The sequence below is a fragment of the Thalassotalea marina genome (assembly GCF_014656435.1).
In the GTDB taxonomy this organism is placed as follows: domain Bacteria; phylum Pseudomonadota; class Gammaproteobacteria; order Enterobacterales; family Alteromonadaceae; genus Thalassotalea_C; species Thalassotalea_C marina.
On sequence record NZ_BNCK01000007.1, the window covers coordinates 255,017 to 269,700 of the forward strand.

Here is a 14,684-nt window from a genome sequence, read left to right on the forward strand (position 1 = left end):
AGTCATGGATATTCGATTAAAGCAGTTGAATGCGCTACACACTTTTGAATGCGCAGCTCGACATCAGAGCTATAGTAAGGCAGCGGACGAGTTATTTATTTCACAAGCAGCTGTCAGCCAACAAATGCGCTTATTAGAAGACAAATTACGGGTGAAGCTGTTTTTCCGTTCGGGTCACAGCATGTATTTGACCAAACAAGGAAACATTCTCTATGAAGCTTGTCTTCAAGGGTTTAGTCAAATACTTACCGGATTAAAAGCGATTCAATGTGAAGACATCGCCGGCGACTTAACCATTACCTCGACACAAGCTTTTTGCTCTTTATGGTTAATGCCTAAACTATACAAGTTTTCACTGCTTTATCCAGACATTAACATTCGAGTACTCGGTTCAAATGCCATAGAAGATTTAAAAAAGAAACACATTGATGTAGCCATTCGTTTTAGCCGCAACAGTGACACAGTAAAACGTGATGGCCTAGTAATTGAAGAAAGTGGCACCATTAGCGCCTACCCGGTTTGCTCTAAAGCCCTATTTGCTTCTGGCAAAATAACACAACCAAGTGACCTGCTAAACTTTCAATTAATCAGTTTGGCTAATGAGTCCGAAGTCACTTGGCAATCTTGGTTTGCGCACGCTGGTGTCGAGGGTTACCACAATGACAAAAAGCAAATTGAAGTTACTTCAAGCGATTTAGCATTGAGCGCTGTTTTAGCAGGTCATGGTATAACGCTGGCCGCCAGCGAGCTGTTTTCACAGTATCTGTACAGCCAACAACTAGTTATCCCTTTTAATATTAAACATCCTTTTGACTGGCAACGATTTATACTCTACGACGGTGGTTCACCACGTTTGAAACGAATAAAAGTATTCACTCATTGGCTCAAACAAGAGCTAGCGAAAGATAATAATACCATTTCAAAATGTAATGCTGGCGTGTGATTTGCTAGGATGTAAGTTAACAGTTACTGAGTAAATTGATAATGAATACAAGTATTTTGGTAATAGACGATCGAGCAGATATTCGACTAAGTTTGGTTGTATTATTAGAGCAACACGGATATCAGGTAGTAGAAGCTGATAGCCCACAAATAGCGCAAATAGAACTAAAACGACATGATATAGCGCTAGTTTTACTCGATATGAATTACACCATGGACACCACGTCAGGTGACGAAGGTATTCAATTTTTAAGCTGGATGCAACAAAACAAATTCACAACGCCAGTTGTGGCAATGACAGCATGGAGTAATGTTGATCTTGTTGTGCAAGCAATGAAATTAGGTGCCAATGACTTTATTGAAAAGCCGTGGAAAAATAAACACCTACTGCATGTGATTGAGCAGCAACTATCACTTTCTTCACTAGAAAAAGAGAACATTGGCTTAAAGCAACAACTAGCGGAGCAACCTGAACAGCAATATCAATGGCGCTCAGCATGCATTCGACAACTACTTGATCAATTAAAAACAGTAGCAAAAACTGATGCTAATATCCTGTTAACTGGTGACAATGGAACAGGCAAAAGTGAGCTAGCCAAGTTCGTGCATTGTCATTCCTCTCGTAACCAAAAGTCCTTAGTTTCAGTAAATATGGGCGCTATTGCTGAGTCTTTATTCGAAAGTGAAATGTTTGGTCATGTTAAAGGAGCATTCACCGATGCTAAGTCTTCTCGTATTGGCCGTTTTGAGCTTGCAGATAACAGTACGTTGTTTTTAGATGAAGTCGCAAATACGCCAATGTCACAACAAATGAAGTTACTTAGAGTATTAGAAGGCGGTGAATACGAAGTGCTTGGCTCAAGCAAAACCAAAACTGCCAACTGTCGAATCATCAGTGCAACCAATGCAGATTTTGCCGGCTTGATCGCGCAAGATAAATTTAGAGAAGACCTCTATTACCGATTAAACACCATCGAATTAAGAGTACCTTCGCTTGCAGAGAGACAAGAGGATATTGTCCCGCTAGCACACTATTTTATTGAAAAGTTTTGCCGTAAATACCACAAGGATTTCTGCGACTTAACCAAACAAGCACAGTCGGCATTACGCCATTATCATTGGCCAGGCAACCTAAGGGAAATGAGTCATTTAATTGAAAGAGCCGTTCTTTTATGTTCTTCCAATGTTATAGATGATAATGACTTAAGATTAACTGCTAGTGCCCCTGCAAACGAATTACCTTTGATGACATTACACGAGGCTGAAGTAAGTCTGTTGAAAAAAGCATTAAAACAAACCGATAACAACATTCCTAAAGCCGCTAAACTATTAGGGTTGACCAAGTCGTCTATGTATCGTCGAGTTGAAAAGTACGAGTTATTAACCTGATGCGCTCCTTAGAAAAATATTTATCTTTTACTTCGTTAGTACTCGCCATACCCGGTGCTGTCTTTTTGGGCTTATTAACCACTAAGATCATTGACGGTTGGCAAGCTATTGTTGTTACACAATTTTTTTATTGGATGTTTGTCTGGTGGATGATCACTGTTATTAAATTTAGATCGCTACGTGCCTTTACCCGTGCCAGTTTACATTTGGACGCTATCCGCCAAGAAGATTTTAACCAGTTTGCAAAATCATCTTTTCCTGAAGGAAAAGTAAAAGAGTTTCATCATCAATTAAACGAATTAAGTAGCACATTACAGCAGCAAAAATCTCGTTACGACCAGCATATATTCTTGGTGTATCAGCTTATTTCGCAACTTGCTTCGCCGATCTTAGTGTTTAACCAACGTAAACAACTATCATTTGCCAATGAGGCTTTTTATCAATTATTTGGTCAGCCGTGGCAAGTTCATCGCAATGCAACACCTGAACATTTGGGGCTAAATTACAAAGGTGGTCAGTGGTATTTAGAGCAAATGCCGGGCAAGTGGCAGATAAAACATAGCGAATTTGACGATAACGGTGAAAGTAATCTATTACTGATTTTTGTTGATATCGAGTCAGCGCTAAGAGAGAACCAGCTTAAGGCTTGGCAACAAATCATCAGAGTGTTAAGTCATGAAATCCGTAACTCACTGACACCTGTTTCGTCTATGGCAGAAACGCTAGCAGAGAAATCACTGGTTGAACGTGATAAACAGATTCTGCAAGTGATCACCGACCGTTGTTCACACCTACAAAACTTTGTCGACCGCTATTCTACATTATCGAAAAAAATTGAACTAAATAAACAAGTTGCCGATTTTGAGTTGATGCTTAAAGCGCTTACAAATTTATTTACCGATATAAATATTAAGTGCAATAGGCAAGTTAGTTCACTTTGGGTAGACATCACATTTTTTGAACAAGTCTTGATCAATTTGATTAAAAATGCGAAAGAGGCACAAGCGAAAAACATCACGATAAATATAGAAAAACAAGACCAACATATTGCAATTGAAATTATTGATGACGGCCACGGATTTGCCAATTTAGATAACGCCTTTGTACCACTTTTCACCACTAAAGCCGATGGCCAAGGTATCGGTTTAAGTTTTTGTCGAAACATTATCGAACAGCATGGCGGTGTCATTGAGCTTCACAATAATAGTGATAAAGGCGTTACCATACTGATGGTATTACCCGTCCAAAACCAACAATAAGACTAATTAGTGAACGGTTCGATTATGGGAACATTTAGTCCGTTTTCGGACTATTTTTAATATAATCCATATTTAACAATAATATATATGATACGATTTTGTTTGTTGGATAACTAAAGCAACGTTGAAATACTTGTTATTTTGTATGTACAACGAACTAACATCACTTAGGCTTGCGATAAAGTCGGTTACAACTTTTATTACCGTACCCCTAGGCATAATTTATAAAATCGCTAAGATAGTAGGTCGATAATAAAGGAAATAACGAAAACTAGTTAAAGGGCAATTAATGAAAACATTAACCAAAACATTAGCAGTGAGTGCTGTTTCACTCATGGTATTTTCAGCAAGTGCACAAGTTGCTTCATCAGAAAAGCAAGCTGCAAGAGCAACGGAAACCAGACAAGCAGTGTTTAAATTATTAGGCGCAAATATGGGCCCACTAGGTGGCATGGCAAGAGGCAAAGTGCCATTTGATGCTCAACTTGCAGAAAAACACGCAACACGCATTAACCAATTATCTTTAATGATCGGTGACTACACTGCATTAGATACGTCAAAATTTAAAACCAATACTGAAGCATTAGATAAAGTTTGGACTGACCGAGCGAGCTTTGAAAAGCACATTAATGATTTAACAGATGCATCAGCCAATTTGATGAAAGTTGCCGCTTCAGGTAATGAAGGTGAAATTAAAAAGGCAATTGGCGGCGTAGGTAAAACTTGCGGTGGTTGCCACGACAACTTCAAGAAAGACTAATAGCGATTATTCTTATAAAAAAAGCGGCTATGCCGCTTTTTTTTGTGTTAAAGAGCGATTAATAGTAAAACTCTTCCACTACTGGAGCATTTAATACCACCAACCAGTATACAAATAATGCAACAACAACGGCCACGAACAATGCGATAAGTAGTTTTGAGTGATTAATTGCATCATCAGAGCGCACATCCTTCTCACTCTTTTTGCCGGTAAGCATAGGTTTAACTAAATTTTTACCTTTGACTCGCCAGTAATAAGCCACCGCCAAAATATGGATAGCAGCGGCGATTAAAATCAAATCAAATCCGTTATGGTGAATAGTATTCATCAACGATTCTAATGAACTGCTCAACACCCCGTTATATGGCCCAGCACTAAAAATGTCATCATCAATAAAAAGCCCTGTTGATGCTTGCACTAACACAAGCGCTAACAAAGCAAATACCATCAAAGCCCCAAGCGGGTTATGTCCAGGATAATCACTAGGACGCTTTACATAGGCTTTAATTTTAGTTGGCGTAGGTACAAACGACATAAATCGTGCGTGACGGGTACCAATAATGCCCCAAATCAACCTGAAACATAACAAGCCAATAACGACATAACCTAACTTCATATGAAGATCGATATATTCACCTTCTGACTCAGCGGTGTACCAAAGCCCTAATAAACAAAGCACAAGACCCCAGTGAAAAATGCGCGTTGGTAAATCCCAAATTAAATAATGCTTCATTGCTGCCCTCGTTAAAACTCAGTAAATAGTACAGTTAAGCGCGTTAAAGGCAAGATTATAAACCAGTCTGATTTCGAAATTAAGTTGTCCGATTTCGAACTAATGCCCTACTAACCAAATTTCAAAAACATTCAATCCATTGTTTTTATGACATATTTTCTTTGGCATGCTTTTCGCAAAGTTACATTGTGATTCAATTTATTTATCTTTTTATTATGGATGTTGTAAAGCAAAAGCAAGCTAGCGATAACTCAGTAAAACGCATAGCGATCGCGTTTATTATTTTACTTGCATTGTTATTAGTTTATTTGGTTAAGCAAAGCGTCAATCAGGTAACCTTGAACAAGAAAGATTTAGTGATTGCACAAGTGAACCAAGGCGATTTAAGAGTCTCTGTTGACGGCTACGGCAAACTCGTCTCACATAAACAAGAGCTTATTACCGCCTTAACTCGCGCAACAGTAAAAGAAATCGTGTTAAAACCTGGTGCAGTAGTCACTCAAGGCAGTTTGATAGTCAAATTGGAAAACCCTGAATTGGTATACCAACTGTCCAGCGCTCAACAACAACTCAATAGCTTGCAAGCCAACTCTCGACAGCTTGCGCTCAATCAACAGCGAGAAGTGATCAGTGAAAATGCTAGGATCGCTGAATACGCAGCTATGCTTGAAGCAGCAAGTTTAAAGCGAGAAGCTGAAGAAAAGCTTTTTAAGCAAGGTATCGTCTCAGGTTTAAAGTTTCGCGAGTCGCAACTTAATGAAAAACAACTTAAAACAAGGATTAGCCTAGCTAAACAGAGCTTGTCACACTTACAGAAAGTACACCAAGAGGCGCTGTTAATAGAAAAAGAAAGAATTAACCAACAGTTAAATACCGTAAAAAATGCTCAAGATCGATTAAATGCTCTGGATGTTATCGCAAAATTTGACGGTATTTTGCAAAGGCTACCTGTCAACTTAGGGCAAAGCATTAACCCTGGGCAAGAGATTGCATTAATTGGCAGTACCAGCGATTTGATTGCCGAAATTCAAGTACCTCAATCGCAAGCTAACGCCATTCAAATCGGCCAAGAAGTTGAGGTAAATACACGTCAGTCTATTGTTCTTGGCAAGGTATCACGCATTGATCCCATAGTTAGAGACAACGCTGTGATGATTGACGTTACCTTTACCCAAACACTTGATAGCCACATGCGCCCTGAACAAAACGTTGATGCAGAAATAATTACTGATGTATTAACGAATGTTGCTTATATCGAGCGTCCAGCCAATATACAAGCAAAAAACCAACAGGCGATGTACCGCCTCGACCAAGATCAAAACAAAGCCACTCGCGTAGATATAATCTTTGGCCAAAAAACGTCGCGCTATGTCGCTATTACCCATGGTGCTGCACCAGGCGAAAGTTTTATTTTAACTGATTTAACCAACTACCAAACTCCAGAAATTGCACTAAATTAAGGACCTGAACATGAACGAAATACTAAAACTCGAGCAAATAACAAAAGTATTTGAAACGGAAGAATTAGAAACCCACGCCCTATCAGGTATCAGTTTGAGCATACATCAGGGTGAATATGTTTCAATTTCTGGTCCTTCTGGCTGTGGAAAATCTACCTTGCTGTCAATTATGGGGCTATTAGATTTTGCCACTTCTGGCAAATACTTTATCGAAGGACATGATGTAACCTCATTAACACTTAACCAAGCTGCCAAAGTTAGAAATGAGAAAATTGGATTTATTTTTCAATCGTTTAACCTTATCGATGAACTTAGCGTATTTGACAATGTCGCTTTACCTTTACGCTATCATAGCCAAAAGTTCAGCAACCAAGAAATAGAGCAAAGGGTATTAGCACGCTTAGAGCAAGTGGGGCTATCACACCGTATCAGTCATAAGCCAAATCAATTATCTGGCGGTCAGCAACAGCGAGTTGCTATTGCAAGGGCTTTAGTTGCCAATCCAAGCATTCTGCTAGTTGACGAGCCAACGGGTAACTTAGACTCAAAAGCTGGCGATCAGGTAATGGATTTACTTGAAGAGCTAAACAAGCAAGGGACAACCATCTGTATGGTGACCCATGACCCTAGATACGCCGATATGGCAAGAATAAAGGTGCAATTACTTGACGGTAAAGTTTTACACGCACCTTTAACAAAAGCCACAGCTTAACAATTATCTAAAAAATTAGGGATCAGTGATGCGACTCTTTTTATTTCATCTTGCACTTGCACTTAAAAACTTAAAACATAACAAAAGTTATAGTTTTGCTGTGGTTACTACATTAGCTTTAACCTTAGGTGCGTTAATATGCGCGCTGACTTTAGCTTTTGTCATGCTGTATAAACCACTGCCTTATCCTGATCAGGAGCAATTAACTTATGTTGAACACCAACTGATCAACGGCGAACAAAAAGTCGATGGACGAGCCTTTACATATCCAAATTTAATGCATTTGTATCAACATCATGACATGTTTTCACAAGTTGCTATGCAATACCTTGACGCTGACATTCTAACGTCTGAGCCGTCTAAGCCATTTGTCGAAATTTCCTACGTTACACCAGAGTGGTTTAATATTTTTGCAGCGCCTATGCAGCTAGGTCGTGCCTTTGAGCAAAGTGAAAAAGTAGATAGCTATCATCCCGTTGCCGTGTTGAGTCATCAAACTTGGCAGGATATGTTCAACGGACGTGAAGATATTATCGGATACAAAATTAGTTTTGCTGGAAAAACCTTCGAAATTATTGGAGTTATATCACCAGAATTCAACGAACTAAATTTAGCCGCACCTGGGGTGAAATCTGCCCTGTTTATTCCTTGGGACTTTAATTCAGTACCGGAATCAGAGCGAGTACGCTGGGGTAACGACGATGGTTCACTGACCTTTGTCGGTAAGTTGCCAACAAACATCAATCATACACAAGCTTCAGAACGTTTAACTCGATTAATTAATGATAATTGGAAACTACAGGTTGCTGAACATAACTTTTTTGATAATTGGGCAATCAATATTGTCACGTCGCCGCTGAGTGAACTACTGGTTCAAGATAACAAAAAGCTATTGTTTTTATTGGTATTAGGCACATTGGGATTAGCGATTATCGCCATAGCTAACATTGCTAATCTGTATTTAGCACGCACCGTTCAACAACAACATACACTTGCAATAAACGCCGCAGTGGGGGCGCCAACCTCAGGCATTATGTCCATGGTCGTCGCCGAAGCATTGATTTTACTGACGCTAGCACTAGTGTTGAGCATGTTAGTTTCTGAGTTAGGATTTAACCTAATTCGAGCTTATTTAGAAAGCTATTTACCCCGAGCAGCCGAATTAAGTTTAAATTTATTTTCGGTTGCCGTATCGCTAGTCATTTTAATGCTGCTAATTGTGTTTTTTATCGCACTAAGCCTACGTGTGACTAACTATCGCCAGCTGATAACCACGCTAAGAAGCAGTGGCAAAGGTACAAAAGTACAAGTATCAGCAAAAACCCGTAAAGTATTAATCACTAGCCAAATTGCGATTGCCATCTTTTTAGTATTTGCCAACGGTATTCTGTTTAATGACGCCTATAAAGTGATGAACAAACCTTTAGGATACCAAACTGAAAACATTCATGCCTTGATGATGGCTCTGCCTAGTGCTAATCAGGGAATGAGTGATGATGTGATGCAAAGTTTCATTCGAGAATTAGCTGCACACCCAAATGTTGCAGGCGTTAGTCAATCACAACGTCCATCTGCGTTTTTTATGTTAGCTTTTACCGAACAACAATCAGGACGCAAATATTCGGAACGCGCTAAAGACATTGACGAAAACTACTTTGCGCTAATAGGTCAACCATTAATTGCTGGTGAAAACGTGCAAAACAAACAGCGTACTGAGGAGTTGAGGGGTATTGTTGTCAATGATTTATTAGCACAAAAAATGGCCCCCAATGGCAATGTCATTGGTATGAGAATTAACCAATCAAGCGAAGTGGTAGGTGTGGTAAAAAGCATCATAGTGCCAGGACAAAAAGCGCCAGAGCCTCGTTTTTACTTTTTATCCAGAGCTTCAAGAAACGCGCTCTTAATTAAAACAAAACCAAATCAAACATTAACGCGTGACGCTATCTTAACCATCGCTAATCAAGTTAGCCCACAGCTTAATATTTTTAGTTATCATCCAATTGAGCATTACAAAAACAATCGTCTGTTTGCCACTAAAACAACAACATCAACTACATTGGCATTAATTATTATTACTATATTGCTATGTTCTATCGGACTATACGGCATTTTGAAATACAACAGTGAGATGCGTCGTTTTGAAATTGGTACTCGAATTGCCATAGGAGCACGAACACAAGACATTATAAAATTGGTTTGTGGCGAAAACGTAAAACCATTAGTACTGGGACTTTTCATTAACATCGTCCTCATCTGTTTAGGGATATACATTTATCAAGATTTACTTAACGAATATATCAACCCACAGGTTATTTGGGTGTTTGTCATGAGTCTTGTTATTGTCAGCGTTATAGTATTTATTGCCAGCTATTTACCTGTAAAACAGTATTTAAAACAACCTGTTATACACTGCCTTAGGGGCGATGAATAATGGCTTTAACTTCTCAGGGTTATCAATTAAAACAAGCGTGGCAAGCAATTAAGCGCCACCCTATGTTCAGCGTCAATGTGATAGCTACGATAGCCATTACCTTGGGGGCTTTGTTATGCGCGACCACCCTGATTTATCTGATGTTAGTAAAACCTTTGCCCTATCCAGATATGGACAATTTATATGTGGCAAAGCAATCTATGATGGATCAAGAAGGTGGCTTTGTTGGTGAAGGATTTTCATATCCCGCTGCTAAACATTTATATAAACAACATGATAAAAACGTTGAGGTGGCATTGAGCTACCTCACTACAGATGTTATCACCTCTCTTTCAGAGCCGGTCACTATTGATAGCGGCTACATAACCCCTGAATGGTTTATCTTATTAGGTGCTGAATTTACTTTAGGCCATAATTTTACCGTTCAACAAAACATGGATAACTTCAGCCCTGGCGCGATTATTTCTCATCAGTTGTGGCAAGAACAATTTTCAGGTGAACAAAATATACTGTCCAAAAGCATTGATATTCGTGGAGTTTCCCACCCTATAGTTGGCGTACTAGCGGCCAGTTTTGTTGAGCCAGAAGTAAAAAATCTAGGCCGCAAAACGCAGCTCTGGTTGACTTGGGACTACAATTGGACAGAACAAATGGCCTGGGGAGATCTCTCCTCTATTGATGGCGCCGTTAACGTGTTAATCAAAACAGACGATAAAGCAAATATCAAACGCTTGGAGAATCAATTAAACCGCCAACAAAGCGACTTGTGGCAACAAGAATTTGCCAATCATGTTAATTTTCAACACTGGCAAATATCAGTTGCCCTAGTTGAGCTAAGCAATGAAATTTACCAAGGCCAAACAGAGCTTATTTATTACGTGTTCTTTGCTTGTTTAGGTATTTTTCTCATTGCCATGACTAATATCACAAACTTATTTATGTCGCGTACCGTGGAACAACAACGCAACCTTGCTATTCACGCAGCAATCGGCGCAAATAAATTTAAGGTGTTTAGTTTACTTTTCTCTGAATATGGCCTGTTGCTTTTCATTTCATTACCCTTTGTCTTGGCGATCGCTTATTTAGGATTCTATCTCCTTCAACAATATTTAGGTTCGGTGTTGCCAAGAGCAAACGAGCTCACCTTGTCTTGGTTTTCCTTCGGCTTTAGCTTCTGCGTTTTATTGACACTAAATACTCTGTTTACCTATATCTGTCGTCAATTAGTCCCCTATCACCAGCTAAGAAATACATTAAGTCAAAGTGGTAAAGGTAGCGGTATACAAATTAAAGCGTCGATTAGAACAAGCTTAATTGCTACTCAGATCACTATTGCGGCAACATTGATCTTTATTAACTTAGCCATGTTTAATCAGGCCTATCGCACGATCAAACAGCCAATAGGCATATCAGTTGATAACCTATGGCAGTTAAGGTTGGCTGAGACTAACCCTACTCAAACTGCGCCTGAGGCTTTACGCAACGATTTAATTAATATCAATAATGCGTTAAATCAGCATCCAGAAATCGCAAAATCAACTATTTCATTGTCGCCACTTATTTGGTTTGGTAATTACCCACTGCTAGATGTTGAACACAACAAGCAATATACACCTCAGGTAAAGCTAGTCGACGATGGGTATTTTCCTATGTTAAGTCAATCTTTTATAGCTGGAGATAATTTTACAGAACAACAGATTCTTGATAGCGAATGGGTAATGATCATCAACGAAAAACTGGCTAGCTTACTAGCACCGGCCGGAAATGCATTAGATAAAAAGGTGCGATTTTGGGGACGAGATTATCGCATCATAGGTATAGTGCAAGGGTTACACCTACCAAATGATCGTGAAATGCCGCCAAGAGCATACGTACCAGATAAAAGGAAACGAGCAAATATAATGCTCAAAACTAAAACCGACAATCCAATGAAAAAAGCAGACTTATTACAAGTTGTGCGTTCAGTTTCAAGCAACTATACCATTCGTGCCGTTGCGCCAATGATTGACGATAAAAACCGACTTTTATTTATACAATACACCACCCTTGCCGTAACTGGCGGCTTAACGATATTAACTCTATTTTTAGCAATAATAGGTCTCTACGGTATTTTAAGTTATTCAAGTCAGCTGCGTAGATATGAGATTGGAACACGACTAGCTATAGGCGCTAAAAGTGGTGATATCTTATCAATGATATTTAAAGACAGTGTCAATGCACTTCTGATAGGTTTGGTTGGCAGCGTATTGGCAAGTTCATTGTTGTTTTTAATGTTTAGTGAGCAACTCAATCAACTGATAAATACTCATACCATTGTGTGGGTTGCTGCGACGGCAACTACCGTTACTGGCATTACCCTTTTGGGCTGTTACCTACCTATAAGAAAATATCTATCTAACCCTGTCATCAAGTGTTTAAGAGCAATAGAAGAGTAAAGATACTTTCAAATAGCGCATTATCGATATATTTGAATAAAAGATAATTTATAGGACAAACATCACTAAACCGAGAAAGGTCTAGTGATGTTATTTTCATTTAATTGCTTGGCCTTTTCGGTGACAAAACTATTTCACCGTTAATTAGACTAAGAAAAAAGACGGCTCCAAAAACCCGTGTGTTTTTCTTTGACATCTTCAGCGTCAATACTGTTTTCCAGCACTTTCAGACGAAGTGAGTAAGTACCACCATGCCCCCAGGGCCACCAAAAAGCTGCAATTGCCGGAGTATTGTCTTGTTTGGGAATTAATAATAATTTTTGCTTTCGGCCAACTCGTGCTAAATCTCTGAGTTCGTCTTTTAACACTTTGGGTAATTTCTTAGCCGCTTTGTAATCCCATTGAAAATGGAACATGGGCGAAAGTTTATCAAAAACCCCATCGGATTTATTTTGAGCAAACTCGCTCAACATCACCCCATAGCGCTCTTCATATTTCCATGTGATATTGTCGCCCAACATTGAACGTAACTCTGCAGTTAACTGTTCAATTTGTTCTTGTGTATACACCTTGTTTTCCTTTTCGTTTGTAAAAAAGGCTCTTATCGAGCCCTTTTTGTTTTTTCATTTACAGCTAATGCTTACAAACTGTCAGCATTTTCCGTTTCATCCTTTTTGTCCTCACCAATCCAATCCGTTAAGAACTGTTGTTGTTGCTCAGACACGTCATCCATTTTAACCACTTTCACTTTAGGGTTAGTGGTAAACGTAATTTGTTTCTTCACGGTTTCACCACGTTGAATGTACTCAATAGTTGTGACATCACCAGGCTTAAATTGTTCCAACGCTTTGTTCCATAGCGACTGCGACCTTATTGTTCTACGGCCAAGTTTAACAATCTGATCACCTTTCTCAATACCAACTTGATAAAGCGGGCTATTCACTAAAATAGAGTTACTTACAATGGCGTCATTACCATTAAAGTTAAAGTTTACATGCCCTAAATACGGACTTTCATCATCAACTTGTTTTACTGTTAAACCCGCTGGTGCTAATAGCGCAGCAAAATCTACTTTGCTTTGACCAAAAATATGATCGGCAAAAAACTTTTCAGCAAAGCGTTGATCACCAGTAATTTTAGCTAATGTCGCTAAGGCATCTTCTCGTGTATAAGGAATTTCTTTGCGGCCAAAATCTATCCATAATTGGCGCATATAATCGTCTAGTGACTTGCCTGGGAAATTGCCACGAATAGCTAAGTCTAACGCCATCCCCATCGCTCTACCGTAGGTGTAATAGCTAAAATAGTTATTTGAATAGTTAGTGCGATCCACAGAAACACCAGCATCAACGAATGTCGCCATTTTACTTGCTCCTTCAGGAGACAAATATAAACGCCCGCGCATGTTGTAGGCTTGATCAACAATACTGCCTAAATGTTTCAAAAACTTGCCTTCTTTCATTTCATTGGCACGTTTAATGGTTAACCTGTCGTAATACGTGGTAAAACCCTCGGCTAACCACAAACTAGGTGTCATGTTAGCGCCGATAAAATTAAACGGTTCAAGTTCTTTTGGACGAATACGCTCTACGTTCCATGCATGGAAGAATTCATGCGATAAGGTGCCTAGTTGCGAAAACTCACCTTCATCTAACGACTTAGTATTGGTCAAAATAGTAGAGTTTCTATGCTCCATACCATCACCATTTACATGTGGTAGGTAACACGCAATAAAGGTATATTCGCCGTAATCGAAGTTTGGTAACTCACCAAATACTTTGATTTGCTCGTTGACTACCGCTTTGGCCATTTCCGTGTATTTGTCTAGATCTTCTTCAGTACCATCGTGATGTAACGCCAGCTTAATGGTCTGTGTTTTGCCATTTGACTCAACATCCCAAGCGCGAACTTGATGGTCACTTAACTCTGTAGGACTATCTAAAAAATAATGCAGGTTAGGCGCAGTAAAAGCATACTTGCTATCACCTTGAGGCAATTGTGTAGCTACCTTCCACTTAGGATTAAATGGACGAAACTCCACTTCAACAGGAAGCTGTTCAAAACCCGTTGCCCAAGCAAACGTAGCCGGCATATTTAAATGTGCATGTGTGCGGTCTATTTGTGTATACGTACCATCACCACGATCACCAAATAATGTATAAGTTAAAGTAACTTCACCATCGTGCCCTGCTATTTGCCACTGATATGGGTTAGCACGAGTTACTTCTAAAGGCTGGCCAACACTATTTACCGCAGTAACGTTATAGACATTTTTAATAAACTCATGCATCGCATAGCGGCCAGGTGAAGCTCGGCTCATTTGCACTTCGAGTACTTGGTTTTCGATACCAGTAAAGGTGGCGGAGATACGTGCTTCATGGTGCACTGCGTTATCAAACGATACTTGATAGCTAGTTTTACCTTGAGCCATACAAGTTGCACTAAGCACAGCAAAACTAATTGCGGTAAGCTTTTTCATCAGGATATCCATCGTTATTATTATGTAATTGTGCAAGTGTACGCAGAACTAGTGCATCAATACAACGCATAGTACAAAATA

Annotated in this window: 11 protein-coding genes; 8 read left to right on the forward strand and 3 right to left on the reverse strand. The window is 39.3% G+C overall.

Annotated elements, in window-relative coordinates:
- Positions 1-4: 4 nt before the first annotated feature.
- From IE199_RS15860 to IE199_RS15875, 4 genes are all read left to right on the forward strand, one after another.
- Entirely contained in the window at positions 5-943 is a 939-nt protein-coding gene (locus IE199_RS15860) for a LysR substrate-binding domain-containing protein (protein WP_229854768.1), read from the forward strand.
- Positions 944-984: 41 nt separating this feature from the next.
- Positions 985-2,331, forward strand: coding sequence for a sigma-54-dependent transcriptional regulator (locus IE199_RS15865; protein WP_189772474.1), 1,347 nt, complete (start codon positions 985-987; stop codon positions 2,329-2,331).
- Positions 2,331-3,590, forward strand: coding sequence for a sensor histidine kinase (locus IE199_RS15870; RefSeq protein WP_189772476.1), 1,260 nt, complete (start codon positions 2,331-2,333; stop codon positions 3,588-3,590). The genes IE199_RS15865 and IE199_RS15870 overlap by 1 nt, the downstream gene beginning before the upstream one ends.
- Before the next feature lie 289 nt (positions 3,591-3,879).
- Positions 3,880-4,350 (forward strand): c-type cytochrome, encoded by a 471-nt coding sequence (locus IE199_RS15875; protein ID WP_189772478.1) that lies wholly within the window; start codon positions 3,880-3,882, stop codon positions 4,348-4,350.
- 58 nt (positions 4,351-4,408) lie between these two features.
- Here IE199_RS15875 and IE199_RS15880 read toward each other — a convergent pair whose 3' ends face one another.
- The gene (locus IE199_RS15880; RefSeq protein ID WP_189772480.1) at positions 4,409-5,083 is read right to left on the reverse strand and encodes a cytochrome b/b6 domain-containing protein; all 675 of its coding nucleotides are present in this window, start codon (positions 5,081-5,083) and stop codon (positions 4,409-4,411) included.
- Between the two features lie 188 nt (positions 5,084-5,271).
- Between IE199_RS15880 and IE199_RS15885 the strand changes: the two genes are divergently transcribed.
- The 4 genes from IE199_RS15885 to IE199_RS15900 are packed head-to-tail and all read left to right on the forward strand — an operon-like array spanning position 5,272 to position 12,124.
- Positions 5,272-6,543 (forward strand): efflux RND transporter periplasmic adaptor subunit, encoded by a 1,272-nt coding sequence (locus tag IE199_RS15885; RefSeq protein WP_189772482.1) that lies wholly within the window; start codon positions 5,272-5,274, stop codon positions 6,541-6,543.
- 10 nt (positions 6,544-6,553) lie between these two features.
- Positions 6,554-7,255, forward strand: coding sequence for an ABC transporter ATP-binding protein (locus IE199_RS15890; RefSeq protein WP_189772484.1), 702 nt, complete (start codon positions 6,554-6,556; stop codon positions 7,253-7,255).
- A gap of 28 nt (positions 7,256-7,283) precedes the next feature.
- The gene (locus tag IE199_RS15895; protein ID WP_189772486.1) at positions 7,284-9,689 is read left to right on the forward strand and encodes an ABC transporter permease; all 2,406 of its coding nucleotides are present in this window, start codon (positions 7,284-7,286) and stop codon (positions 9,687-9,689) included.
- The gene (locus IE199_RS15900; protein WP_189772488.1) at positions 9,689-12,124 is read left to right on the forward strand and encodes an ABC transporter permease; all 2,436 of its coding nucleotides are present in this window, start codon (positions 9,689-9,691) and stop codon (positions 12,122-12,124) included. Before IE199_RS15895 ends, IE199_RS15900 begins: the two co-directional genes overlap by 1 nt.
- A 149-nt stretch (positions 12,125-12,273) precedes the next feature.
- Here the strand turns inward: IE199_RS15900 and IE199_RS15905 are convergent, their stop codons facing one another.
- Both IE199_RS15905 and IE199_RS15910 read right to left on the reverse strand, forming a co-directional pair.
- The gene (locus IE199_RS15905) at positions 12,274-12,693 is read right to left on the reverse strand and encodes a hypothetical protein (protein ID WP_189772490.1); all 420 of its coding nucleotides are present in this window, start codon (positions 12,691-12,693) and stop codon (positions 12,274-12,276) included.
- Between the two features lie 71 nt (positions 12,694-12,764).
- Positions 12,765-14,603 (reverse strand): M61 family metallopeptidase, encoded by a 1,839-nt coding sequence (locus IE199_RS15910; protein ID WP_229854770.1) that lies wholly within the window; start codon positions 14,601-14,603, stop codon positions 12,765-12,767.
- Between the last annotated feature and the right edge of the window lie 81 nt (positions 14,604-14,684).

Bases quoted from the DNA above. Each gene is read 5' to 3' on its own strand.
- IE199_RS15860 (WP_229854768.1), top strand. From the start codon at position 5: ATGGATATTCGATTAAAGCAGTTGAATGCGCTACACACTTTTGAATGC.
- IE199_RS15865 (WP_189772474.1), top strand. From the start codon at position 985: ATGAATACAAGTATTTTGGTAATAGACGATCGAGCAGATATTCGACTA.
- IE199_RS15870 (WP_189772476.1), top strand. From the start codon at position 2,331: ATGCGCTCCTTAGAAAAATATTTATCTTTTACTTCGTTAGTACTCGCC.
- IE199_RS15875 (WP_189772478.1), top strand. From the start codon at position 3,880: ATGAAAACATTAACCAAAACATTAGCAGTGAGTGCTGTTTCACTCATG.
- IE199_RS15880 (WP_189772480.1), bottom strand. From the start codon at position 5,083: ATGAAGCATTATTTAATTTGGGATTTACCAACGCGCATTTTTCACTGG.
- IE199_RS15890 (WP_189772484.1), top strand. From the start codon at position 6,554: ATGAACGAAATACTAAAACTCGAGCAAATAACAAAAGTATTTGAAACG.
- IE199_RS15895 (WP_189772486.1), top strand. From the start codon at position 7,284: ATGCGACTCTTTTTATTTCATCTTGCACTTGCACTTAAAAACTTAAAA.
- IE199_RS15900 (WP_189772488.1), top strand. From the start codon at position 9,689: ATGGCTTTAACTTCTCAGGGTTATCAATTAAAACAAGCGTGGCAAGCA.
- IE199_RS15910 (WP_229854770.1), bottom strand. From the start codon at position 14,603: ATGAAAAAGCTTACCGCAATTAGTTTTGCTGTGCTTAGTGCAACTTGT.